Annotated in this window: 16 protein-coding genes and 1 pseudogene; 7 read left to right on the top strand and 10 right to left on the bottom strand. The window is 57.4% G+C overall.

Features of this window, described 5'->3' with window-relative positions; translation table 11 throughout:
* Nucleotides 1–127: 127 nt before the first annotated feature.
* Nucleotides 128–382 carry a hypothetical protein gene (locus K2Q04_RS01470; RefSeq protein ID WP_291158260.1) on the bottom strand — a complete coding sequence of 85 codons (255 nt, stop codon included), beginning with the start codon at nucleotides 380–382 and terminating at the stop codon, nucleotides 128–130.
* 1,677 nt (nucleotides 383–2,059) lie between these two features.
* Here K2Q04_RS01470 and K2Q04_RS01465 point away from each other — a divergent pair.
* Nucleotides 2,060–3,346, top strand: coding sequence for an efflux RND transporter periplasmic adaptor subunit (locus K2Q04_RS01465; RefSeq protein WP_291158257.1), 1,287 nt, complete (start codon nucleotides 2,060–2,062; stop codon nucleotides 3,344–3,346).
* 18 nt (nucleotides 3,347–3,364) lie between these two features.
* Nucleotides 3,365–6,610: a CusA/CzcA family heavy metal efflux RND transporter gene (locus K2Q04_RS01460; protein WP_291158254.1), complete on the top strand. Its 3,246-nt coding sequence runs from the start codon at nucleotides 3,365–3,367 to the stop codon at nucleotides 6,608–6,610.
* An 80-nt stretch (nucleotides 6,611–6,690) separates the two neighbouring features.
* Here K2Q04_RS01460 and K2Q04_RS01455 read toward each other — a convergent pair whose 3' ends face one another.
* A complete protein-coding gene (locus K2Q04_RS01455; protein ID WP_291158250.1) occupies nucleotides 6,691–6,903 on the bottom strand; it encodes a hypothetical protein in 213 nt (70 codons plus the stop codon).
* 664 nt (nucleotides 6,904–7,567) lie between these two features.
* Here K2Q04_RS01455 and K2Q04_RS01450 point away from each other — a divergent pair.
* Nucleotides 7,568–8,167, top strand: a complete 600-nt coding sequence (locus K2Q04_RS01450) for a hypothetical protein (protein ID WP_291158248.1) — start codon at nucleotides 7,568–7,570, stop codon at nucleotides 8,165–8,167.
* A gap of 7 nt (nucleotides 8,168–8,174) precedes the next feature.
* Nucleotides 8,175–8,345: pseudogene (locus tag K2Q04_RS01445) on the top strand (MFS transporter); the annotation flags it as partial.
* A gap of 99 nt (nucleotides 8,346–8,444) precedes the next feature.
* Here the strand turns inward: K2Q04_RS01445 and K2Q04_RS01440 are convergent.
* Nucleotides 8,445–9,347, bottom strand: coding sequence for a hypothetical protein (locus K2Q04_RS01440; RefSeq protein WP_291158245.1), 903 nt, complete (start codon nucleotides 9,345–9,347; stop codon nucleotides 8,445–8,447).
* Between the two features lie 370 nt (nucleotides 9,348–9,717).
* Between K2Q04_RS01440 and K2Q04_RS01435 the strand changes: the two genes are divergently transcribed.
* The 3 genes from K2Q04_RS01435 (at nucleotide 9,718) to K2Q04_RS01425 (ending at nucleotide 13,982) form a co-directional block, all read left to right on the top strand.
* Nucleotides 9,718–10,401 (top strand): hypothetical protein, encoded by a 684-nt coding sequence (locus K2Q04_RS01435; RefSeq protein WP_291158242.1) that lies wholly within the window; start codon nucleotides 9,718–9,720, stop codon nucleotides 10,399–10,401.
* Nucleotides 10,402–10,489: 88 nt separating this feature from the next.
* Nucleotides 10,490–11,119 (top strand): hypothetical protein, encoded by a 630-nt coding sequence (locus K2Q04_RS01430; protein ID WP_291158239.1) that lies wholly within the window; start codon nucleotides 10,490–10,492, stop codon nucleotides 11,117–11,119.
* Nucleotides 11,120–11,402: 283 nt separating this feature from the next.
* On the top strand, nucleotides 11,403–13,982 hold the full coding sequence (locus K2Q04_RS01425; protein WP_291158237.1) for a TonB-dependent receptor: 2,580 nt from the start codon (nucleotides 11,403–11,405) through the stop codon (nucleotides 13,980–13,982).
* Between the two features lie 38 nt (nucleotides 13,983–14,020).
* Here K2Q04_RS01425 and K2Q04_RS01420 read toward each other — a convergent pair whose 3' ends face one another.
* From K2Q04_RS01420 to tkt, 7 genes are all read right to left on the bottom strand, one after another.
* Nucleotides 14,021–14,788 carry an ROK family protein gene (locus K2Q04_RS01420; protein WP_291158234.1) on the bottom strand — a complete coding sequence of 256 codons (768 nt, stop codon included), beginning with the start codon at nucleotides 14,786–14,788 and terminating at the stop codon, nucleotides 14,021–14,023.
* Entirely contained in the window at nucleotides 14,769–15,524 is a 756-nt protein-coding gene (gene pgl / locus K2Q04_RS01415) for a 6-phosphogluconolactonase (protein WP_291158231.1), read from the bottom strand. The genes K2Q04_RS01420 and pgl overlap by 20 nt, the downstream gene beginning before the upstream one ends.
* A gap of 65 nt (nucleotides 15,525–15,589) precedes the next feature.
* Complete coding sequence (locus K2Q04_RS01410) at nucleotides 15,590–16,417, bottom strand: Cof-type HAD-IIB family hydrolase (RefSeq protein ID WP_291158229.1); 828 nt, start codon at nucleotides 16,415–16,417, stop codon at nucleotides 15,590–15,592.
* Entirely contained in the window at nucleotides 16,414–17,934 is a 1,521-nt protein-coding gene (gene zwf / locus K2Q04_RS01405) for a glucose-6-phosphate dehydrogenase (protein ID WP_291159097.1), read from the bottom strand. The genes K2Q04_RS01410 and zwf overlap by 4 nt, the downstream gene beginning before the upstream one ends.
* 96 nt (nucleotides 17,935–18,030) lie before the next feature.
* Complete coding sequence (gnd, locus tag K2Q04_RS01400; RefSeq protein ID WP_291159095.1) at nucleotides 18,031–19,062, bottom strand: phosphogluconate dehydrogenase (NAD(+)-dependent, decarboxylating); 1,032 nt, start codon at nucleotides 19,060–19,062, stop codon at nucleotides 18,031–18,033.
* A gap of 29 nt (nucleotides 19,063–19,091) precedes the next feature.
* Nucleotides 19,092–21,920, bottom strand: coding sequence for a bifunctional transaldolase/phosoglucose isomerase (locus tag K2Q04_RS01395; protein ID WP_291158226.1), 2,829 nt, complete (start codon nucleotides 21,918–21,920; stop codon nucleotides 19,092–19,094).
* The gene (gene tkt / locus K2Q04_RS01390) at nucleotides 21,917–24,016 is read right to left on the bottom strand and encodes a transketolase (RefSeq protein ID WP_291158224.1); all 2,100 of its coding nucleotides are present in this window, start codon (nucleotides 24,014–24,016) and stop codon (nucleotides 21,917–21,919) included. The genes K2Q04_RS01395 and tkt overlap by 4 nt, the downstream gene beginning before the upstream one ends.
* Nucleotides 24,017–24,077 lie beyond the last annotated feature (61 nt).

Here is a 24,077-nt window from a genome sequence, read left to right as displayed (position 1 = left end):
CAGTCAATGAAGGAAGGGATCTGTTGAAGTCGGCGACGGCCTGCGGTCAGCACATTTCGCTTGTGGCGCGGTATGGAGGGGGCATCGTCGGTACAACGCGGATACCTCACGATGCCCCTTCCGTTAATTACTTCTTGTCGTGACCGTGTTTTTCGTCCTTGTGATCTTCACCGCCATGTCCGGAAGCTTCGAACTTAGCTCCGTCAATTTTGGAACATTGGTCTTTCGTCATATCCTTGTAACCCTGTTTCTCGCAGTTAGCATCACCGCCACAGACATTCGCGCCAGAGCAATGTCCGTGCTCCTCTGCAGCGAGAACCGGCGAGCCAAGCATACCCATGCTTACGGCAGCCACAGCAGTCAGCGAAATGATCGATCTCATATTAGTCTCCTAGAATTGTTGTTACCCTCTGGGCCCCAATGGCCCTAACCGAGTGAGCTTGAATTCAGGTGATTGTGCTCTGGCTCCTTTCCTGTTTGTGGCTGCCGCGTTCAAGGATTGCGGCACCGTCCCAGCTTGCGTTGGCGCGACGGCAGCCACGTCTTCTTTGCTGCCCGCAGAAAAATGTTCTGAGAGTCCCGCGGGCTTTCGAGGCCATGCGGTCAGCGTCAGGACCAACCGTCATCGATCGACGGTCACGAATTTCCGAGGGCAGTGCTGGAGATCTGGCGCGTTCAAGAGCGCATGGCGCGGCAGCGGGTTCGACCGCGGTTACGCGCCAACTCGCTTGGATTTAAATCCGGAGAACGACTGTATATCGTGCAGAAACACGCGGGTCGGTTCGGATTAGGCGGATTGCCCTTGTCGGAACCGAAGAAAAGAGAGGTGAGACAAGAGAGGGCTTGGAAATCGCAACGTGCTGCTGGAGCGCGGGCACGGGAATCAGCTGCATTTTGCCCAACGGAGGCATAAAAGCCGAATCCACAAGGCTCGTGTCGGCGCAGCCGTTGTCATCGGCGACTTGGACCGCCTGCTCTACGCCCGATACGCCGGACGCAGAGTGATAAGCCGCCTTGTGTCCTCCGTGGGCGACGCCCTCGACTACGAACTCGAGCGCTTGATGCCTAACGGCGTCATTGCAAAGTCGCACTGACATCGCTGCCAGAGCCAAGGTCGGCACTGAGGCAATCAGAAGTAAAACAGCGATTAGGCGGCGGGCCTGCGTCATGCTTGGAACCTGACGTATCAATTCACGCGCATCGTTTCATCCAATATCGTGTCGGTTGTTTGGCACTATCATCGTTTCACAGAATTGGTGTCGAATGAGCAACATGGATTTCGTTGAGCGTTAAGCAGCCCCTATGATATAATCGAGCGGCTGTCACAAATGATAAATTCAGAATTGGGGATTTCTAAACGCTGCGGCAGTTGGGTAGTTGCATTCGATAAACCTTCGCGACCTGCGTCACCCCGTCGGCTGATTTATCGCAACCGCCGAGCGGTTTTCGTCTTGACTTTAACACCATCCGAAAACACCTTAGAGCCTATGATTGGCGCGACAGGGACCATGGTAAAGTTCGTACGCGGCTCGCGCATATTGGGCGGGTCGGATAACGCACGAGCAGACATGTTAACCTCGTTGGGCCGGTTTCTAAGGATGTTTCTGGCGGCGATAATCTTATTTTCTTGTGCGCCGGTGTCCGCATCACACGTAAAATCGCACTTCGCTTCGGATAGTGATCAGGCGCAAGTGACTATGGCAGAGGTTTCTTTCGCAAATTCCTCTGCGCAACCCAGCCCGGACGATGGTGCGATGCCGATGGGCGGACTGGGACACCATTATTTTTGCGGTGGCCCTTGCCTTGAGGCGTTTCCGGCGCGGTCTTCTTATGAGTCCGCGTATTCGGACGGAATGCGTGTCCGCTATCCGGCTTACCTTGATGCCCTTGCCCCGATGTTTGAGCCCACTCCGCTTCGCGAACCGCCGCGAGCAGCCGTTAGCGCATAAGCGTTTCTCCCGGGTGGTCTATCTTGGCCGCGGGACAGAATTGTCATCCTCCTGAAACTGAAATCGGACGCGCATAAGGCGGCGCACTATCCGACATGGATTGTCCTATCATGAATCGACTTAGTTGGGCGGCCGGCGGTCTCATCGTCGGCACGTTGGCGGGGGCGTATTTTTTTCATAAAGATACGCCCGGAATTAAAGACCTTCTCGGCCTCGCTTCTAAAGCCGAAACGGCTCATTCCGCGAAAGACGAGGATGACGGGCACGATCACTCCGAAAAGGCGGAGGCAACGCCGCACGCCGCGGAGAAAGGTGCCGCTCAGCCGACGGAGGAAAGTGAAAAGCTCGTGATGGCCAGCGAGCAAATCGATCGGTCGAAAATCGCGATCGAAGACGTGAAGGCCGGTCTGATAAGCAAGCGTCTTCGTGTGCCTGGAACCGTCATACCGGACCGGAATCGCGTGGGACGGGTACCGTCGAAAGTCGTTGGCACGGTAGTCGAGCTTAAAAAGGGTCTGGGCGATCCGGTCAAAGCGGGTGAGGTCATTGCGATCCTCGACAGTCGCGAGGTCGCGGATGCAAAAAGTGAATTCATTGCGGCGCTTGTAAATTTCAACCTGCAGGAAACGCTTTACCAGCGCGAAAAGACGCTTTGGGAAAAGCAGGTCTCCTCGGAACAGCGGCTTCTGCGGGCGGACGCGACCTTCAAAGAGGCGCAAGTCCGCCGCGATGTGGCGAAACAAAAGCTTTCGGCGTTGGGCGTCAGCGATGAAGATATCTTGAAGCTCGCGGATGCCGGCCAAGCCGCAACGGGACTTCAGCGCTACGAGATTAAAGCTCCGATTGGCGGCCGTATCGTCGATCAGCTCGTCTATATCGGCACACCGATGGGTGGTGAAGGCCAGGCCCACGAACTGTATGCTATTGCCGACCTCTCCAAAGTCTGGGTTGAGCTGACGGTATCGCCTCAGGATCTTCCGCAAATCAAAGAGGGTCAGAAGCTCGTAATAGGCGATGCTGTTAAGTCCGAAGGGACGATCATCTTCACCAATCCGGTCCTGAATCAGGATACGAGCTCCGCACGCGTGATCGCTTCGGTCGAAAACCCGGATAGTGTCTGGCGTCCCGGATCATTCGTGACGGCGGACATTGCTGTGGCGGAATCGAAGGCCGATCTCGTCATTCCAAAATCCGCACTTCAGACCATTGAAGGCGGCACGCGCGTTTTCGTCCGCACCCCAGAGGGATTTGAGTCGCGGCAGGTCACCATTGGCAACGATGACGGGGAACGCGTGGAGGTGACCTCAGGCCTTAAGGCCGGCGAGCCGATCGCAACGTCGAATACATTTTTGCTTAAAGCCGAGCTCGGGAAATCCGAGGCCGAGCATGGCCATTAATTAGTTTAGGAACCTGAAATGATTGCTCGGATACTCTCTTTCTCGGTGCATCAGCGCTGGCTCGTTGTCATGCTGACGTTTGCGGCGGCGGCATACGGAATCTATTCGTTGAACAGGCTGCCGATCGATGCCGTTCCCGACATTACGAACAACCAGGTCCAGATCAACACGATCGCGCCGTCGCTCTCACCAGTCGACATCGAAAAGCAGGTAACGTTCCCTATCGAGACCGCTCTTGCCGGCATTTCCGGTCTTGAATACACGCGTTCGCTGTCGCGCAATGGCTTCTCACAGGTCACTGCGGTTTTTTCGGAAAAGACCGACATCTATTTCGCCCGGCAACAGGTTGGCGAGCGCTTGCGTCAAGCCGAGAAGAATCTCCCGGACGATGTAGCTCCCAAGCTCGGTCCGATTTCTACGGGACTTGGCGAGATCTACATGTGGACGGTGCAGTATGCACCGGCATCTTCTGCTGAAGTTGCAAACGGCAAACCCGGTCCGCAAGGCGACGGCAGCTACCTCACTCCAGAGGGACAACGGCTGACGACAGACATCGAACGTGCCGCGTATCTGCGAACCGTCCAGGATTGGATCATTCGCCCTCAGATGATCACGGTGCCGGGAATTGCCGGCATCGACGTGATAGGCGGCTTCGAGAAGCAGTATTTGGTTCAGCCGGATCCCGCGCGCCTCACGGCATTGAACCTATCTTTCGGCGATGTGGCTCTGGCCCTTCAGCAAAACAACGTCAACAGGGGTGCTGGGTACGTCGAGAAAAACGGCGAAGGCTTCGCAGTCTTGAGTACCGGCCGGTTGATGACGCTGGAGCAGATTGCGAACGTCGTCATAACTACGCGGGGCGGCATCGCTATTCGCATCAAGGATGTCGCGACGGTGGGCATCGGCCGCGAGATCCGAACGGGCAGCGCCAGCGAAAATGGCCAAGAAGTCGTTGTAGGAACGGCACTCATGCTGATCGGTGGCAATAGCCGCACCGTATCCGCAGCCGTTGACGCTAAAATGCAGGAGATACGACGCAGCCTTCCGCCGGGTGTTGAGGCGCAAACAGTTCTCAATCGCACACTTTTGGTCGATGCGACGGTCGCGACCGTTAGCAAGAACCTTGCCGAGGGTGCGCTATTGGTCATCGTGGTGCTGTTCCTCCTGCTCGGAAACTTCCGCGCCGCCCTGATCACGGCTTTCGTCATCCCACTCGCGATGCTCTTGACGATGACAGGGATGGTTCAAGCCAAAATCAGCGCCAATCTGATGAGTCTCGGTGCACTCGATTTCGGTCTCATCGTGGATGGCGCGGTCATCATTGCGGAGAACACGCTCCGAAGAATAGCGGAGCATCAGCATGAAATCGGGCGCAAGCTGAAATTGGAGGAGCGTCTAAGAACGGTCATCGAATCAGCTGAGGAAATGATCAAGCCGTCCGTCTATGGGCAAGCGATTATTATTCTTGTCTACGTTCCTCTGCTTACTTTCACGGGGGTCGAAGGCAAAATGTTCGAGCCGATGGCTCTGACTGTCATTATCGCGTTGGTTGCCGCGTTTGCGCTCTCGATAACTTTTGTTCCGGCCGCAATCGCCATCGCACTTTCCGGGCGCGTCGAGGAAAAGGAGAATTTGTTCGTCCGCTTTTTCAAGCGCATTTACGAGCCGGCTCTTCGAATGGCGCTAATTCGGCCATTGGCTTTCATCTTCGGCGCAGTTGTACTGCTGGTTCTGGCCGGCTCACTCTTTTCCAAACTTGGTCAGGAATTCATTCCGACACTCGACGAAAAGAATCTCGCGATGCAGGCGATTCGCATACCGAGTACGTCTCTCTCGCAATCACAGCAGATGCAAATCGAGCTTGAAAAGGTTATAAGCGGGTTCGGAGAGGTCGCATTCATATTTTCGAAAACGGGCACGGCGGAGGTAGCCTCCGATCCCATGCCGCCCAATGCCTCCGACACTTTTATTATTCTGAAGCCGACAAAAGAGTGGCCGGACCCCACCCTCGGGAAGGATGCACTTGTTGCGAAAATCCAAGCAGCAATCGAGAAGCAGCCAGGTAATAACCTCGTGTTTTCGCAACCCATTCAGATGCGGTTCAACGAGCTTCTAGCAGGCGCCCGCGGAGATCTCGCCGTTAAAATCTTCGGCGAGGAATTTGAGCCGATGCTGCGGGTCGCCAACCAGGTCGCGTCCATCTTACGGAGCACGCCGGGCGCCACCGATGTCAGTGTCGAGCAGGCGTCGGGACTTCCATTTCTTTCAATCAAGATCAATCAGGACGAAATCGCCCGACTGGGCCTTAGCGTTCTGGCCGTTCAGGATGTGATCGGAGCCGCGATCGGTGGTCGTGAAGCCGGTGTGGTGTTCGAAGGGGATCGCCGCTATCCGATCATCGTCCGCCTGCCCGACGGCATGCGAGAGGATCTGGAGAAGCTCAAGCATCTGCCGGTATCTTTGCCGCCCGATCGTAACGGCAAGACATCGTCCGTCTTGTTAGAGCAAGTGGCCAGCTTCGAATTCACTGAAGGTCCCAACCAAATCAGCCGCGAGAATGGCAAAAGGCGCGTTATCGTGACGGCCAACATTCGTGGACGCGACATAGCTTCTGTCGTGACCGAGGCCCAGCAGAAAGTGGCGAACCAAATCCAATTGCCGCCGGGGAATTATATTTCCTGGGGCGGCCAATTCGAGAATCTCGCCGCTGCACAGAAACGCATGATGATCGTTGTGCCAGCGTGTTTCTTCTTGATCTTTCTGCTGCTCTATTCGGCACTCGGATCCCCTCGCGATGCACTGCTGGTTTTCTCAGCCGTCCCGCTCGCTTTGACCGGCGGAATCATAGCCTTGTGGCTGCGCGGTATGCCGTTCTCGGTATCGGCGGCAGTTGGCTTCATTGCCCTGTCAGGCGTCGCAGTCCTCAACGGTCTCGTGATGATGACGAGCATCAATCAGCTCGTGGAACAAGGGGTCGAGCGCAGCAAGGCGATATACGCGGGTGCCGTCACTCGGCTCCGGCCGGTCGTGATGACAGCACTCGTCGCCTCGCTCGGCTTCGTTCCCATGGCCCTTTCGACCGGGACTGGAGCGGAAGTCCAGAAGCCCCTCGCGACGGTTGTCATCGGCGGCTTGGTCAGTGCTACCATACTTACGCTCCTCGTCCTGCCGGCGTTGTGCAGCAGGTTCGGAAGCAAACCTGCCGTGATGAAAGAACGCGCCGCAGAAATACCGCCGTTAGAGTCGTCTCCGGAAGTGACATGATCATGGGCAAGTCAAAACATGACCTGCGCGAGCCGCGAGCGAAATCGATGCGGAGCCAGGCCCGCAATGGAAATGGATGGCTATTCCGTCTCGTGGCGGGCCTCATGCTCGCCGTCATGCTGCCGGCGTCGGTATTCGCCGCGCCGCTGCGTTATTGCGTGGGACAAAACGGCCATCGCGGTCTCGAATTCGTTCACGCCAAGGAGTGCTCGCACGCGGACGCAGAAGCGAAGAGCTGTGCTCGGCTTATCGACGTCGAATTTGGTGCTCTTGTTCTTGGTTCGCACTGTCAAGATAGAGTTCTCCTTCCAGAGGCCGCCAAACCGGAAGCATGTAGCATTACAGGGCCGGGCGCAGAGCCTTCCGGGGCCGCGCCGGAGCGTCTACAGGTTCAATCCAATCCGAGAAAATGGACGAAGTGGTCACCTCGACAATCGGTAGCGCATGTCCGGCACCTCGATCCTCGTCTTGTTTCACTAAAGACTGTTGTGCTCCTGAACTAGGATAGCACCAACGAAGTACCAGCCGCGCCTACTGGGCTCAAAAGTTATCGCGGCTCAGTAGAGCTTCCACCCATCACATCGAGTCGGAGATACGGCACATTCTTCAAGAAGGACACCGCAGATGCGTACGATCCTTTCCTCCCACCTTCTCCCTCGCTCCGTGGCGACCGTTGCGGTCCTCGGAATGAGTCTCGTTCCACTAGCGGCGCAGAGCGCACAAGGCGTCGCGGCGGCAAGCTCGTCTGGCAACCTGGTCGTTGCCGATGCTCATTCCTATCGCCACTGCCACAATATCTTTACGAGAACGTATTGCCATAAAGCCGATCGGCTCCCTCAGAATTGGCCTCCGAATACCGACACGCCCCACCGTGGGAAACGCGGAACCGACATGCAAAAGGAATGTCCAGAGGGCTCAACGCGGTGTGGTTCGAACGTCCGCTCCAGCAAAGGATAAGTGAGCGATGAGCAAAGCACAAAGCGAAGTGGTGAGGTTTGGCGCCAATTCCAAACGATCAGCATTCAAGTTTGGAAAACAACCATCATTGGCGATTCGGACCCCATACTCAGCACGACGCAGATAGGCCGAATTGCAGAATCGCTCGTTGCTTCGACACTAATGTTGGCATCTGGTGGACGCTTATCACCATTCACGGCGCTGTCGGATGATTGCGGCGTAGATCTCGTCGTTCTTGACAAACTCACGTCGCGCACGCTCTGCATCCAGATGAAGTGCCGGAGTGAGAACGATCGAAGGCGCGCTGCGCAATTCGGGGTACGAAAGGCGTCCTTTCGCGGTGACGCGCAGCCTTATTTACTTGCTTTCCCGTTTAACCCGGAGAAACCAGCTCTGACGCGCTCGTGGTTCATACCAATGGCCCGCGTCCCCTATGTTGCAGTCAAAAAGAAGGATCGATATGCGATATCACCTTCAACCGCCACGGGCTCCAAGGATCGCTGCAGCAAATACAGACAAGATCAGGTCAGCGATCTTGTCAGCGCTATTTTTGAAGCGCTCGAAGGAAGAACTCAGGTCGTAGACTCGGGGATGCCGTGACCGCTTTAGTGTTTATCGGTTTTGGCACGATCTCGGTTACGCAATAGGTGCGCTTTCGGCTGGCCTGATAGCCGACCGGTTTGGCTTCAGCGCAGCGATCCTCACAATTTCTGCGGTCACCTTCCTCTCCGGGTTGATCGCAGCCCTCGTGATGCAAGAAAAACGCGCTCTGCCGTGACCATGATACGGGGATCCGATGCGTTGGGCATTGTGTTACTTGGACCGCGTTTCCGTATTTTATTTTCCTCGGACGTTGTACGGCCCGGCGGACCTACGCTCACTCGACCAGTTCGGTTACGACGTTCGCTGCAATCAGCTCCTTGGGGCTCGGATACCAAGCGCTTTCGACCGGCGTCGCGAGCATTCGCTGTATGAATGGCTCAGGCACATTCGCGGTCCGATAAACCGACAACACTTTTTCGGTGCCTGCTGCAATCGAGTTGCCCGCTTCGCCACCGACCGCGTGGAAGCCCAACTTCGCGCCCTTCTGCAGATACCTGTTGTTGCCTGCGAGGAACGGTATGAGGCACGCGCTTGCACACTGCTCCGTTGTATAGGTATCGAGCCCGCGCGACTTGATCACGTTGTAGAGGCGCGTACCGACGCCGACATGGCCGCCCGGACTGTTCAAGATAAACATTTGAATGCCGGGATTAGCTGAGAGTTCACGCGACACGGCATCGAGAACACCCCACGCGAGATATCCCGAGATGACGAGATTCTCATCCTCGATCGTAACCGAGTAGCCGTTCTGGCCAATCCGATCTTGATCCGTCGCCTCGAGATAGAGCGATGACATACCCTTAGGGATCGCACTCAGCATCAATAGCCCGCCGATGCAGACGATGACCGCCACCGAGCGCGCGATCCAGCGGCTGATCCACCAGCGCTGCGGCGCTTTCGTGCGCGCACTCGCCCGCCATGTGCCGACCAGCTGCCAGATCGCAACACTTCCGATCAGCATTGTTACGATCACGCCCTGCATCATGCGCGAGACAGGCGTATCCTGCAGCGACCATTGTGTCAGCCACAGTGTGGCAACGACATAGACCGATATCGTCAGCGCCAGCGTCCACCCGAGAAGACTCAACCAGAATGGGGCTTCGCCCTTCCAATGCCGTCCGATGAAGGCCGGCGGGAAACTCCACCGCGACCGGTCAGCGCTTAAGCTCTCCAGCATCGTTGAGTTCCCCCATAAGGCTCGGCATCGGTCACAATAATGTCTGCGGCGCCACGCGCGTCGTGATAGCCGACAACACTCCATAGATCGCAATTGCTGTCAAAACGCCAGAATAGATCGTCACATAAATCAGTGTACGATTTATATTCCGCCCAATTCGTCAGCCCGTTATGGATACTAGGGATAGGTTTTTGAGGCCGTCCGCGAAATCGCGCCTGGAGAACCTGAGTTGGGGGAAATAGAACTCGTTGATGGACGCAAAAAACGAATAAGACGTGCCGAAACTAAACCTCAGCCGGAAGAATTTCGGCCAACATTTGGTTTCATGTAGCTGCCGTAGAGCAGATACTCGGCATTTATCGGGGTGAACATGCAGACTTCGAACGCACCGTCCATCGTCAACGAAGCCACCGAAATCACGGGCGAAGCCGCAACGCACGGAACGGGCAATTGGCTGGCGGTTCTGATATCGGGATTGGCGTTGACGGGGTCTGCCGTATCTTTGTGGGAGACCACACTGAGACAGCCGGAAATCAAGCTCTATGTTTCGGAAAACATTCAGTATACGCGCGATCCCTACGGCCCTTTTGAGGTCCTGGCCGTTCCCGTCACCATAACCAATAGCGGAGCGCGCGATGGGGCTGTTCTCTCTCTTCAACTTGAAGCGAAGAACTCAGCAACCGGCCAAACAGAAAAATTCAAGAGCAGCTATGTTGCTGACGCCCAGTATTTCGGCAGCCGGGACGACGTTGCGGAGCGGCTGAAGCGTCCCAAAAGTCCATTTGCGCCGATCTCCGTGTCGGGCCGCAGCGCCTTCACCGGCACGATATTATTTTATCGTTCGGCCTCGGGCGGGAAAAATCTCATCGAACCCGCCTCGAAACTCGACATGACGATTTCCGTCACGCTACCCGCCGAGAGCGGATGGCTCGACAAAGCCCTGGCTACCGATCCGCCTGCCGTCACCGTCAAAGCCGACGTGCCAACATTCTTCCCCGGCGCCCTGCTGAGCGGAGACAACGCGCCTCTGCAAGTAACATCGGGCGCGTTCTAGAGATTGATGCGGCCAGACTGCTCCGCTGCCAACGGTTCTCTCCTATTCGACTTTCACACCACGATCAGGGCACCAAGGAAAATCCGTCATGAACATTCTGACGTGTACCGCCGCGGCCTTTCTCTTGGTCCTCGTAGGATTGCAACCGGCGACGACCCAGGCTGGTGACATTTCCGAGGCGGGAAAGCGGCTCGCCGAAAAGCTCGACAGCTTTGAAGTCGAGAAGCATTGGCCTGCCGGCCAACACATCAATTGGGAGACTGGTGTCCCAACCGGGGTGCCGGAAACGACCCCGGGCAAGCATACGCACTGCAGTGCCTTCGTAGCATCAGCGGCGAAGCAATTGGGTGTCTACATTCTCCGACCACCTGAACACGGTCAAAAGCTTCTTGCCAATGCCCAGAGCGAATGGCTCGCGGGTGAAGGGCCGGCACAAGGCTGGCGTCAGCTCAAAGATGGGTTCGAGGCTCAGAACGCTGCCAATGCCGGCGAGTTCGTCGTCGCCTCCTATCACAATCATCACGACGATAAGCCAGGCCACATTGCGATCGTTCGGCCCAGCGCCAAGAGCACCGAAGCAATTGCAGAAGAAGGCCCCGACGTTGTCCAGGCCGGCGAACACAATTACAATGTCGTCAGTACCAAGAAGGGTTTTGCCGGCCATCCGGCAGCGTGGCGCGACAATGAAATCGAGTATTTCGCGCACCGTCGCGAGTGAAGCAGCAGATCTCGACGGCATCGTCACGGCCGCTTCGGTCAGTTCAAAGTCGCCGAACCCGCCCGGGAAGTTTTTCCCGATTTCTCAGAGACTTTTTCCTGACTCGCCTCGATAGTATCAATTCTACAACACTTGAATTCGGAACGACTTCTACGAATCACCGGGAATATTGACCTAATATACTCAAGAACTTTTCCTGCTTTTGGGAACAAGAGTCGCGATTGCCGGGTCACTGCTGAGGCAATGGTCCGAGCGATATGTGTCCGGGAGCAGGGGGTTGTTGATGTCCACGCGCATGGTCACCATGGCGCCGGGAGTGGCGCTTGCATGCGTCATGTTCGGAGCGTCCGCCGTTCTGGCTCAAGATACTGGCGGCGCAACGACAACCGCAAATCCTCCAAGCGGCCAGGCATCCCCCGCACAAGCACCATCGACCGACACACCGGCCTCGCAATCGACACCACCGGGCCAAACCGCCGCTCCGGGTACGACGTTGCCGAATGTGGAAGTGATTCAGCAACAACCGAAAGCTCAACCCAAGCCAGTCAAGCAGGCCGCCAAACCAAAGAAAGAGCCGGCCACGCCAGCGCCTCCGCCGAGCCCGGCCGCTATCGAAGCGGCTGAGCCATCTCAGATAAAGATGTCCCCGGTTGCTGGAAGCGAAATTCCGCTCGAAAAAGTCCCGAACGGGGTCGCCAGCACGACGGCTGCGGATATTCAACGCACTGGCGCGGTGACCGCCCAGGACGTTTTGCAATCACGCGTGCCTGGGGTGATCGTCAGCGATTTGCAGGGCAACGAGTTTCAAACCGATGTGCAGTATCGTGGATTTTCATCCTCGCCTGTCAACGGTGTGCCCCAAGGCTTAGCCGTCTATCAAAACGGCGTCCGCATCAACGAGGCGTTCGGCGACATCGTCAATTGGGATTTCCTGCCATCGAACGCCGTCTCCAGCATGACGGTGATGGGCAGCAACCCCGTGTTCGGATTGAACGCCATCGGCGGTGCGATCAGCGTCGACATGCGAGACGGCTTCAATTTCCAGGGCGCGGAATTTGACGTTCGCGGCGGTTCGTTCGGGCGCATCCAAGGTTCGGGAGCGGCCGGCGCACAAAGCGGCAACTGGGCCATGTTCATTGCGGCCGAGGACATCAATGACAACGGCTGGCGCCAATTTTCACCCTCCGAAGTTCACCGCATGTACGCCGACCTTGGGTTCAAGAATCGCGAGGCCGAGTTCCACATCAATTTCACGGGCGCTGATAACTTCGTCGGCGCTGTATCGGCTACGCCCGTCCAGTTGCTCGATGAAGGCTGGAATCGCGTCTATACCAATCCACAGACCACTCAGAACGCCATGGAGATGGTCTCGATCAATGGCTCGGTGAAGGCAACGAATACGCTCACGTTCTCCGGCGTTACGTACTACCGCCATTTCCAGCAAGCTCGTACCGACGGCAATATTTTGGAGGTGGAGGAGTGCGGCAACCTCCTTTGTCTTGATGGCGAACCGTTGACCTCAGCAAGCGGTACCGTCCCTTCGTCCGCCGACGGCGGCGCTCCGCTCGGATCAATAGATCGAACATCTCAAAATGCCGACAGTTTCGGCGGGTCGCTGCAGGCTGTCGAGAAGGCAAAGCTTTTCGACCACAACAACCAGTTCCTGATTGGCGGCAGCATCGATTACGGTCGCGTCGCGTATGGTGCAAGGAGCAGCCTCGGGGCAATCGGGCCGGATTTCACCGTCTCGCCGCTCGGCATCGATCTGACTGGGCCGAATGATATTTCGCCGCGCAGCTTGACGACGACCAACAATTATTACGGCCTCTATTTCACCGACACTTTCGACGTCACTGATCGGCTCAGCCTGACTGTCGGCGGACGCTATAACTACGCAAGAGTGACGTTGGAAGACAAAACCGGCGACGATCCGTTCTTGAACGGGTCGCATACGTATCAGCGCTTCAACCCAATGGGCGGGCTAACCTACCAGCTGTCAAAAGGGCTGACCTTTTATACCAGCTATGCCGAGGCCAACCGCGCACCGACGCCGGCAGAGCTTGCGTGCGCCGACCCTGACAATCCCTGTCTCATTGAGAGCTTCCTCACCGGCGATCCTCCACTGAAACAGGTGGTGTCGCGTACCGGTGAAATCGGATTCCGCGGCGAAACGTCGAACGTTCTGAAGAGCGACAAGATCGACTGGAGCTTCGGATTCTTCAGAACGCTCAATCAGGACGATATCATTAGCGTTGCCTCCCCGACATCCGGGCGTGGCTACTTCAAAAATGCGGGCGACACGCTACGCCAGGGCATTGAAGCTTCGATCAGCTACCAGACGCAGCGTTTGTTCCTCTATGCAAACTATGCCTTCATCGATCCGACATTCCAATCGTCGCTGGAACTCGCATCACCGAACAATCCGTCAGACGACGTGGTGCCTTGCTCAGGCGATCCGGCAGAGAACTGCATCAATGTGCGTCCGGGCGACAGGATCCCGGGCATACCTCGCCACCGCTTCAAGGCAGGGTTTGATTATTGGCTGACGCCAAAATGGAAATTCGGTTCGGATCTCGTCGCGGCAAGCGATCAGGTCTTCTTCGGTGACGAGTCAAACCTGAACAAACCTCTCGCAGGATACGGGCAGGTCAACCTTCACACGTCATACGACATCACCAATCACATCCAGATTTACGGGTTGATCAACAATCTCTTCGACCATCACTACGGAACGTTCGGAAATTATTTCAACACGGCGGAAGGCTCCGAAGCGTCTCTCGGTACGATCGATTTCACCGACGCGCGAACCATCGTCCCCGCGATGCCATTTGCGGCTTACGGAGGCATGAAGTTCAAGTTTTAGGGGCGGTGCTATGGTGCGAAAGTGGGCAATCCCGCGCGTCAGGTTTGTTGAGAAACCGAATCCCAGACGGGCTCCTGCCAAAGCCGCACCCCGCCGGTAATGCCGGCATCGTTCGACGCGATGTGGACGTTCGGCGGCAAATCGCGGGCTTCGACGTGAACCGAGTTTCCGCCACCAAGATACAGAACGTCGAAATGAATGAGTGACGAGACCACATCTACCATATGGCGAACGCGGCTGTTCCATTTCTCGCGGCCATGAGCTTTCCGAGCGGCCTCACCGACATACTCATTGTACGTTTCATCCTTGTGTATCGGGTGATGAGCAAGTTCGAGATGCGGCGTGAGCCGTCCGTTGGAGAATATCGCACTCCCAATGCCGGTCCCCAAAGTCAGCACGACTTCCAAACCCTTTCCGGTGATGATGCCAAGTCCCTGCACTTCGGCGTCGTTGAGAACCCGTGCCGGCTTGCCGAAGCGCTCCGATAGAGCTTGCGCAAGAGCGTAGTTTGACCAGCCCGGTCCGTCGAAATGCGGCGCCGTCAGGATATGTCCGTCGCGAACTACACCTGGAAAGCCTGCAGAGATCCTGTCGCTTGGCGGCAGCGGTGCGACCAGTCTCTCGAGCGCCGCCAAAAGAGTTTCAGGCTGACACGGATGGGGCGTATCGATGCGAACTCTTGGCGCAATCATTCGACCGGCGCTGTCCAAAACCGATGCCTTGAGTCCGGTTCCTCCGATATCGATTGCAAGCGTGAGGGGACCGCTCGCCTCGGCGCGGCTCCCATCAATTTTGGGTGCGTTCATGCAAATCGCGTGCTCCGGCGGCCCTCTCGTCGGCAACGACCCGCAGTTCTCCGAGAGGCTTGAAATGCACGGCGGGTAGCGTTTCATCGTGGCGGCGAAACCGGTCGAGCACCTTATTTTTTCCCTCGCCCGCGACGAGGAACGCGGTGTTTGCGCTGTTCTCGAGAGCAGGATAGGTCAGCGTGATGCGTGTCTCCGCTTTGACGCCGGAGACAGCGACGACCCATTTCTCTCGCTCCTGCAGTGCATCTGTTCCGGGAAAGAGCGATGCCAAGTGGCCGCCCTCGCCGAGACCGAGGAGCGTTACATAAAACAGCCGTCGCATCGTCTCGCCGCGGGTCGCTTCATGGAATGACTTCAGTTCCTGCTCATATCGCTGTGCGGATTCTTCCGGAGTGAGACCCTCCGTGGGAATTGGATGAATGTTGGCCGCCGGGATCGGCACCCTCGAGAGCAAGGCGTTATTTGTCATCCGATAGTTGCTCAGCGGATCGTCGTGAGGCACGAAGCGCTCGTCGCCCCAGAAAAAATGTGTTCGCGACCATGGAAAACGATCCCGGTAAGGCGCTCCGGCCAGTCGCCCATAAAGCTTTCGCGGTGTATTCCCACCAGACAAACAGATGGCAACCGTGCCCGAAGTTCCAGCGGCTAGGCCGAGCAGCCAGTCGGCAACCTGCTTCGAGAGCGCGTCGGCATCCGCGACGGTCTCATATTTTATCTTCGGAAATTCAGTCACGAACCTGCATTCCTGTTGAGCAACGAAACACCAGAACTCGGCATGTCTCTTTGCCGCGAAGCCGATTACTGAACTCCTGTTTGAGCCAAGACATATCGGCTCACAGCTTTGGCGAACCCTTCGTTTTCGTTGCTGTCAGTGACCGCGTCCGCCTTGATCTTGACGTCGTCGCTTGCCTGGCCCATCGCGATCGAATAGCCGCTTTCATTGAACATAGGGATGTCATTGGGCATGTTGCCGATCGTTGCGATCTCTGCCGCCGGAATCCCGAGAAGCCTCGATAACGTTTTGACCACGCTGCCCTTGTTGGCTTCAGAAGGCGTGATGTCGAGATAATAGGGCTGAGAATGCGCAACGCTGGCGTCTCGCCCCAAATCATGTGCCAAAGCGCGTTCGGTATCCGTGATGAGCTTCGGATTGTCGGACACGCCGACTATTTTGGCGCAGTGCGAAAGGTGATCGGCAGTAAAGGATCTGACGACTTTCGGTCCGAATTTCACGGTGTTCGTCTCGCGTTCGACGTGCGGAGCGCGGCTGTCCCGGATCAGCCATTCGTCCTCTGTGTAAACCCAGACGTCTGTTCCCCGGTCCATGAGAAATTGAAGCGTATGCGCAGCCACCTTGGGCGGGAGAAGATGGGCTTCGATCACCGAGAGATCTGGCTTCACGAAGATGCCGCCGTTGAACGCAGCTATTGGCGTGCGAATCGCGAGAGGCGCGACGAGCATGGCCATTCCGCGCGGCGGACGACCGCTCGTTATCGCGAAGGTGATGCCCGCATCATCGAGATCGCGAACAGCATGCTTGGCCGCTTCCGTCAGGACCTTCTCGGTTGTCACGAGAGTGCCGTCGACATCGGCAAGCAGCAGACGTATGGCGCGGTTCCCACTCATTTGTTGCATTTCGCTGGTTGATCGATCGGACGCCAGGCGCGATTGCCATCGCGTGTCAACAACTCGTCGGCCGCAACAGGGCCATTGCTGCCTGATGGATAGGTGGGAATATCTGCTGGCTTCTTGCTCCACTCATCGAGCACAGGCTGGACGATGCGCCAGCTGTCCTCAATCATGTCCGCGCGCATGAAGAGCGTTTGATCGCCGATCATCACGTCATAGAGCAACGTCTCGTACCCGACGTTCGGCTCCTTCGAAAACCAATCGTTGTAGCAAAAATCCATTTTGACCGCTGCGAGATCGACGACAGGTCCGCGGCGCTTGACTTCAAATTGCAGAGAAATGCTTTCCTCCGGTGCGATGCTCAACACCAACCAATTAGGGCGCAGCGCGTCGACAAGCGTATTCTGGAAAGCCGTATAAGGCGCCGGCTTGAAGCAAATGGCGATCTCCGTATTGCGCGCAACCAGATGCTTTCCCGTGCGAATGAAGAAGGGAACGCCCGCCCACCGCCAATTGTCGATCTCGACCTTCAGTGCGGCGTATGTTTCGACATTCGACTGCGGTGCAACGTTCGGCTCCTGACGATATCCCTGTACCGGCTTGCCGAGCACTTTGCCGGCGGTGTATTGGCCGCGCACCGGACATTTGGGATCGATCGCGGGGATGGCAGCAAGGACGTCAGCCTTCATATTGCGAATGGAAGCCGCGTCGAAGCCCACAGGCGGTTCCATGGCCACCATCGACAACAGTGAGAATGCGTGGTTCGGAATCATATCGCGAAGCGCACCAGTCGCTTCGTAAAAGGCGCCGCGTTTCTCAACGCCCAACGTCTCGGCCGCCGTGATCTGCACGTGATCAATGCGGTCGCGGTTCCAGATCGGCTCGAAGATCCCATTGCCGAAGCGGAAGGCCATAATGCTTTGAACGGTATCTTTTCCGAGGAAGTGATCGATCCGGTAGATCTGGTCCTCCTGCAAAGTTCTGCGGATGCGCGTGTTGAGCCGGCGCGCCGAGTCGAGGCTATGGCCGAAAGGTTTTTCGATAACGACCCGGCGCCAACGGCGTTGTTTGCCGTCACGATCCTCGGACTGCTCCGCGAGCCCAGCCTTGCCGAGCTGATCCACCGTCGGTCCGAATAGTTGATCCGCCACTGCGAGGTAGAAAATCGCGTTCCCGTGGGTGCGGAGGTTTTTTTCGACCCTATCGAGTTCGCGACGAAGGCCGGCATACATCTCCGGATCGTTCAGATCACCCTGCAAGTATGAGATGGACTGCGAGAGGCGCTTCCATGCCGCCTCATCGACACGATCGATTTCGAACTCTCCTGCGGAATCCCCGACAAAATGCTTGAGCATGTCGTAGAGTTCGTCGCGCCAGCTTTCTGCTGTAATTTCCTTTCGCGCCACGCCTATCAAGGCGAATTGCGCAGGGAGCAGTCCAGTCCGAGCCAAATTATACAGCGCCGGGACGATCAACCGCTTCGTCAGGTCACCCGAGGCGCCGAAAATCACCATCGCACACGGATCAGCCGGCTTCGGCTTGCGATACTGCGGGCACTTTATCAGTGCTGAGGTTTGAGAAGGCCGGACGAGCGTATCGACTGTCATTTTCTACTCTGCTGCGTTTTGTGCAGTTGCATGACCTTCCGGTGCATGAACTCCGGGCTCGCCGCCTTCGATGTGTCCGCCAAATCCGAGACGCATGGCCGACAGCATTTTCTCGGCGAAGGTGTGCTCCTGCCGCGACCGGAAACGCGTGTAGAGCGCGCTCGAAAGAACTTCGGCCGGCACCGCCTGTTCGATTGCCGCCTCTATGGTCCAGCGGCCTTCGCCGGAGTCCTCGACGAATCCCGAAAAGCTTTTGAGTTGCGGATCCTTCGCCAGAGCGGCTGCGCTGAGGTCCAAAAGCCAGGAGGATATGACGCTGCCACGACGCCAAACTTCCGCGATATCCGGAATGTTCAGCGTGAACCGTTCCTCTTCGGGCAGTTCGGCCGAGTCCTTGCTGCGCAGGATATCGAAACCTTCGGCGTAGGCCTGCATCAGCCCGTATTCGATGCCGTTGTGGATCATCTTGACGAAATGCCCGGCGCCCGCGGGCCCAGTGTGGACGTAGCCGCGCTCGGCGCGCTGATCGTATTTGGCTCGGCCAGGGGTCTTCGGGATGTCGCCCAATCCAGGAGCGAGCGCTGCAAAGATTGGATCGAGGTGCTCGACGGCTTCGTTCGGACCGCCGATCATAAGGCAATAGCCACGATCCAAGCCCCAAACGCCACCGGACGTCCCGCAGTCCACATAATGGACGCCGAGTTCAGCCAATCGCTTCGCGCGCCTGATATCGTCCTTATAAAATGAATTGCCGCCATCGATGATGATGTCGCCGGCCGCGAGAATCCGCGCGAAATTCTCGACCGTCTCTTCCGTGATCCGCCCGGCCGGCAACATGATCCAGACAGCACGTGGCTTGCCGGTCAGCGCGGTGACAACGCCCTCAAGCGATGCTGCCGCCTTAGCGCCCACCTGCGCGAGCGCGTCCCGCGCTTTGGAGTCGACATCGTATACGACGCAGCGATGGCCAGCCTTCATCAGCCGGCGTGCGATATTGCCGCCCATGCGGCCGAGGCCAATAACGCCGATCTCCATGACCGCAAACTCCATTTGGCTCGCCGGGGTCAGGCTAGCGCGTCGGCGACCGCTCGCTCCAACTCCGCCAGTCCGGCATCGACATCTTTCAGATGAATTCGCAAGGCGCGCCGGCCCCGCTCGACGAGAACATCGAGATCGCCCTGCGCCTGCGCGGCCTTCACGACGCCGAAGCTCAAACGGTGCCCCGGTATCTCGATATCGTCCGGGTCATCGCTCGTAATTTGCATGAAAACGCCGGTATTCGGTCCGCCTTTGTAAGCCTGGCCTGTCGAATGCTGAAAGCGCGGACCAAAGCCAAGGCAGGTTGCAGCATGCGTTTTGTCGCGAATGCTTTCACGCATCGCGCTCATCGTTCTCGTGTGGGCGTTGTTGCGCTCGATATAGGCGAGAATGGCAACGTAATCGTTCGGTTCTACGCGGTCGAAATAGCTCTTCAATATGCCTTGAAGGGTATTGTGGCGGCCGAGCGCAGACGCATTAAGCGGATCCGCATAGACAGCAATTCCATTCTCGCGAAAAAGCGGATGCTCGACCACCAGCTCCCGTGTTTTCTCGTACGCGGTGGTCAACGCCGCCGTCTTGACCTTGCTCGCCTCGACGTCCGGTTGATCGAACGGATTGATACCGATAACCGCGCCGGCGACTGCGGTCGCGATCTCCCAGCGGAAGAATTCCTGTCCGAGATGCCAGATGTCTTTAACCGTGATCCGTGCAACGGGATGGCCGGCCCCTTCCAATGCCGAAATCGCCTCGCGCTGATAACTATCAGCCATTCCCTCGAGCTCGACGTAAACGAAAAACCGATCTGCGCTGTACTTGTCCGGTGTGCCTAGCGGCTCGTCCGTGAGCGGGATAAGCCCTCGTCCGTCTTTGCCGGTACTCTCGGCGAGCAGCTGTTCGAGCCATGCACCAAGATCATCGATCTTGGGTGACGCGACGATCGTCACCTTGTTGCAGCCGAATGAGGCGGCGGCAACGCCGAGCGCAATGCCAAGTTCGACGCCGGGATTCTCGGAAGGCGGAACATCAGGACCGCACGATCGCTCCATGACCGATGCTGTTTCAAGCAGGCGCTTGATATCTACGCCCATGAGAGCGGCCGGAACGAGCCCGAAATTCGATAGCACCGAATAGCGGCCGCCGATGCCCGGCAAGCCATAAAAGATGTGACGGAAGCCTGATCGCTTCGCGCGTTTCTCGAGCGAGGAGCCCGGATCCGTCACAGCGACGAAATGCGATCCAGCATGCTCCCTGCCGATCGCCGCGCTGACGCGTGCAAAGAAATAATCGAGGAGAATATTGGGCTCGACAGTGCTCCCCGACTTCGACGAAACGATGAAGATCGTCTTGTCCAACTGCACCGCTTCTTCGATCGTGTGGATTTGCGCGGGATCCGTGCTGTCCAACACATGCAGAAGCGGCCATCCCGATTGGCGGCCAAACGTCTCGGCGATCACCTCGGGTCCAAGACTGGACCCGCCCATGCCGAGAAGAACCGCATCACTGAAACCTGCTCGTCTCACGTTGTTCGCGAAGACCTCGAGTGCGCCGACGTCTCGAAGCTCCCGATCGACAATCTGCAGCCAGCCGACCCATTTTTCTTCGCCCTTGTTGGTCCAAAGCGCGGCGTCGCCGGACCAAAGAGATCTTACAAGGCCCTTCTTGCGCCAAACGTCGCGTTCCCGGTCAATGGCAGCCTGAATCGCGGGAAAGCCCGCGGAGATTTTCTGGCCAATGTGATCGCCATCGAGCAAAGCGAGGCGCCTTCGCGCGATGGCCCCGCAAAGCTGGTCGAAGGCGTCGGCGAACTGCTGCACTCCATCGACAACGAGCTGATCCGTAATATCCTTGAGCGAAATCCCTTGTTTGTCGAGCGTCGCAAGAACAGAACGGGCATCGGCGATACGATCTTCGATGGCGTCCGCCTTTGCATCTCCATGATCGCGGAACGCATCCATCGTCGCGGGCGGCATCGTGTCGACCGTATCGCGTCCGATCAAAGCCTCGACGTAAAGAGTGTCTTTGTACGCGGGATTTTTCGTACTCGTCGAAGCCCATAGCAAACGCTGGGTTTTGGCTCCGGCTCCTGCAAGCCGGTGCCAACGCTCGCTTAAGAAAATCGACTTGTATCGTTCGAACGCGAGCTTCGCATTGGCGATCGCCACTTTGCCGCGCAATGCATCTGCGATTTTTCTGTCCGCGAGAGCGTCCAATTTCTTGTCCGCCGCGGTATCGATGCGACTGACAAAAAAGCTTGCAACACTCGCGATGCGCGATACGTCGCCGCCGGTCTTGGAAAAGTCTTCGAGGCCCGCAATGAAAGCGTCGGACACCCTCTCGTAGACGGCGATCGAGAAAAGCAGCGTGATATTGATATTGAGGCCAGCGCCGATCAACTTGCGTATGGCAGGGATTCCGGCGGGTGTGCCGGGGACCTTCACCATCAAATTCGGGCGGTCGACCGCGGCCCAAAGCCTCTTCGCTTCAGCAACGGTCGCCTCGGTATCGTTAGCAATATAGGGCGAGCATTCGAGGCTAACATAGCCGTCCCGCCCGCCGGTCTGATCGTACACGGTGCGAAATACATCCGCCGCGTCCCGAATATCGGCCAGCGCCAAATGCTCGTAGATGTCAATGACGCGATGATCGCCGCGCGCCTGGAATTTCTTCAGCGCATCGGCATACTCATCGGTCTCGGCGATGGCCTTTTCAAAAATCGATGGATTCGACGTGATACCTTTCAGGCCATCACGTTCGACGAGCGAACGAAGTTTTCCGCTCGTGATGAGGTCGCGCTTCAGATCATCCAACCAGATCGATTGGCCGAAGCTTTCGAGTTGTTTCAGCCGGTTCACTTCGCGCCCCCCTCAATCAGCGCCAACTGGTGTTTGGCTGCGGCGACAACGGCTTCTGCGGTGAAGCCAAAATTACGCATTGTATCCTTCACCGGAGCCGACGCTCCGAACGTACGCATTCCGATCCGCGCGCCATCAGGGCCGACATACCGATCCCACCCGATCACCGATCCTGCTTCGACGGAAACACGCGCCTTGACACTTCTCGGCAAGACGCTCTCGCGATACGCGTCATCCTGTTCTTCGAACAGCTCCCAAGACGGCATGCTGACGAGCCGCGCTGCAACGCCCTTTCGCTTCAACTCTTCGAACGCTTCTGCGCAGATCGAGACCTCGCTTCCGGTGCCAATCAGGATCACCGCGGGTGTGCCCTGCTTGGCGTCCGCCATCACATAGGCACCGCGTGCAACGCCATTCGCGGACGCGTACGTCTTGCGATCGAAGGTCGGCAGGGGTTGGCGGCTAAGAGCGAGACAGGCGGGGTGCTTCTTCAGCTGCATCACGCGCCAGGCCTCGACCGTTTCATTCGCATCGGCAGGTCGCAATGTGACGAGCCCCGGAATGCCGCGCAAAGCCAGGAGCTGTTCGATGGGCTGATGCGTCGGACCATCTTCGCCTAGCCCGATCGAGTCGTGCGTGAAGACGAATATCGCCGGGACCTCCATCAACGCGCTCAAGCGAATGGCCGCTTTCATGTAGTCTGAAAAATTGAGGAAGGTGGACCCGTAAGCTCGCAAACCGCTCAGCACGAGCCCGTTGACGATGGCGCCCATCGCATGTTCGCGAATGCCAAAATGCAAATTCCGCGCGCTGTAGTTGTTTGCCTCGACGTCGCCGCCGCCCTCGATGTTGGTTTTCGTCGAGGGAGCAAGGTCGGCAGCGCCGCCGATGAGGAGTGGATCATGCGCAGCGATCGCGTTTAATGCCTTGGCTCCAGAGGCGCGTGTTGCCAGGCCTTTTGCGTCGGCAGGAAAGCTCGGGAGATCCGCATCCCATCCTTGCGGTAAGCCCATGGATTCGAGCAGGTCGTATTCCGCAGAGAGCTCGGAATACTTGGTTCTGAAGTCTTTGAGAATTTTGTTCCAAGCTTGCCAGGCTTGTTTGCCGCGCGCCCCGATACCCGTCTCGAAATGCTTCGTTACACCATCCGGGACAAGGAACGTCGCATCCTCTGGCCAACCGTAGCTGCGTTTTGCCAGACGAACTTCTTCCTCGCCTAGCGGTTCGCCATGCGCCGCGCTGGTATCGTGCTTGTGCGGAGCGCCGTAGCCAATATGGCTGTCGACGATAATCAACGACGGAACATCGGGCGTCTCGCGGAATTTCGTCAGCGCCTGCGCAAGCCTTTCGGTGTCGTTAACATCGCCTACGCGGTCGACGTTCCAACCGTAGCTCAGAAAGCGGGCGCCGACGTTTTCGCTAAAAGCGAGATCCGTGTGGCCCTCGATGGTCACGCGATTGTTGTCATAGATCCAGCAAAGATTGCCGAGCATCAGATGACCGGCGAGCGAGGCTGCTTCGCTCGCGACGCCTTCCATCATATCGCCGTCGCCGCAGACCGTGAAAACATCGTAGTCGAATATGGTGAGGCCGGGCTTATTGAACTTCTTCGCCAACCACTTCCCCGCGAGAGCCATGCCCACACTCATGCCGCAGCCCTGCCCTAGCGGCCCCGTCGTCGCTTCGACGCCGGTCGTGCGGCCATACTCCGGGTGTCCCGGACATTTGCTGTCGAGCTGGCGGAAGGCTTTTATATCTTCCAACGTGACGGCTAAGCCGTCCGGTCTACCTCCTTTGGCGTCGCGCTCTTTCACTCCTGCGAGATGCAGAATAGCGTAGAGAAGCATCGAGGCGTGGCCGTTCGATAAAACAAAGCGATCCCGATTGGGCCAACCTGGATTGTCGGGATCGAAGCGCAGAAAGCGCTGCCAAAGAGTATAAACGAGGGGCGCCAGAGCCATTGGCGTGCCGGGATGACCGGAGTTCGCCTTTTGCACGGCGTCCATGGATAACGTGCGGATCGTATTGATGCACACATCATCGATATTAAGTTCAAATGGCGAAACTTGTGGTTTTGTTGCGGTGCCGCGGCTCATTGGGCAGATCCAGAAGACTATTCGTCGAATGGCGGCAGCTGGAGCAGGCTGAAAAACAGAC

This window comes from Hyphomicrobium sp. (assembly GCF_019753045.1).
Classification (GTDB): Bacteria; Pseudomonadota; Alphaproteobacteria; order Rhizobiales; family Hyphomicrobiaceae; genus Hyphomicrobium_B.
This window is presented reverse-complemented; position numbering and strand designations above follow the sequence as displayed.

Excerpts from the sequence above, each read along its gene's own strand:
- K2Q04_RS01470 (WP_291158260.1), bottom strand. The coding sequence starts at position 382 with ATGAGATCGATCATTTCGCTGACTGCTGTGGCTGCCGTAAGCATGGGT.
- K2Q04_RS01465 (WP_291158257.1), top strand. The coding sequence starts at position 2,060 with ATGAATCGACTTAGTTGGGCGGCCGGCGGTCTCATCGTCGGCACGTTG.
- K2Q04_RS01460 (WP_291158254.1), top strand. The coding sequence starts at position 3,365 with ATGATTGCTCGGATACTCTCTTTCTCGGTGCATCAGCGCTGGCTCGTT.
- K2Q04_RS01440 (WP_291158245.1), bottom strand. The coding sequence starts at position 9,347 with ATGCTGGAGAGCTTAAGCGCTGACCGGTCGCGGTGGAGTTTCCCGCCG.
- K2Q04_RS01435 (WP_291158242.1), top strand. The coding sequence starts at position 9,718 with ATGCAGACTTCGAACGCACCGTCCATCGTCAACGAAGCCACCGAAATC.
- K2Q04_RS01430 (WP_291158239.1), top strand. The coding sequence starts at position 10,490 with ATGAACATTCTGACGTGTACCGCCGCGGCCTTTCTCTTGGTCCTCGTA.
- K2Q04_RS01425 (WP_291158237.1), top strand. The coding sequence starts at position 11,403 with ATGTCCACGCGCATGGTCACCATGGCGCCGGGAGTGGCGCTTGCATGC.
- K2Q04_RS01420 (WP_291158234.1), bottom strand. The coding sequence starts at position 14,788 with ATGAACGCACCCAAAATTGATGGGAGCCGCGCCGAGGCGAGCGGTCCC.
- K2Q04_RS01410 (WP_291158229.1), bottom strand. The coding sequence starts at position 16,417 with ATGAGTGGGAACCGCGCCATACGTCTGCTGCTTGCCGATGTCGACGGC.
- zwf (WP_291159097.1), bottom strand. The coding sequence starts at position 17,934 with ATGGTGATTTTCGGCGCCTCGGGTGACCTGACGAAGCGGTTGATCGTC.
- gnd (WP_291159095.1), bottom strand. The coding sequence starts at position 19,062 with ATGGAGATCGGCGTTATTGGCCTCGGCCGCATGGGCGGCAATATCGCA.
- tkt (WP_291158224.1), bottom strand. The coding sequence starts at position 24,016 with ATGAGCCGCGGCACCGCAACAAAACCACAAGTTTCGCCATTTGAACTT.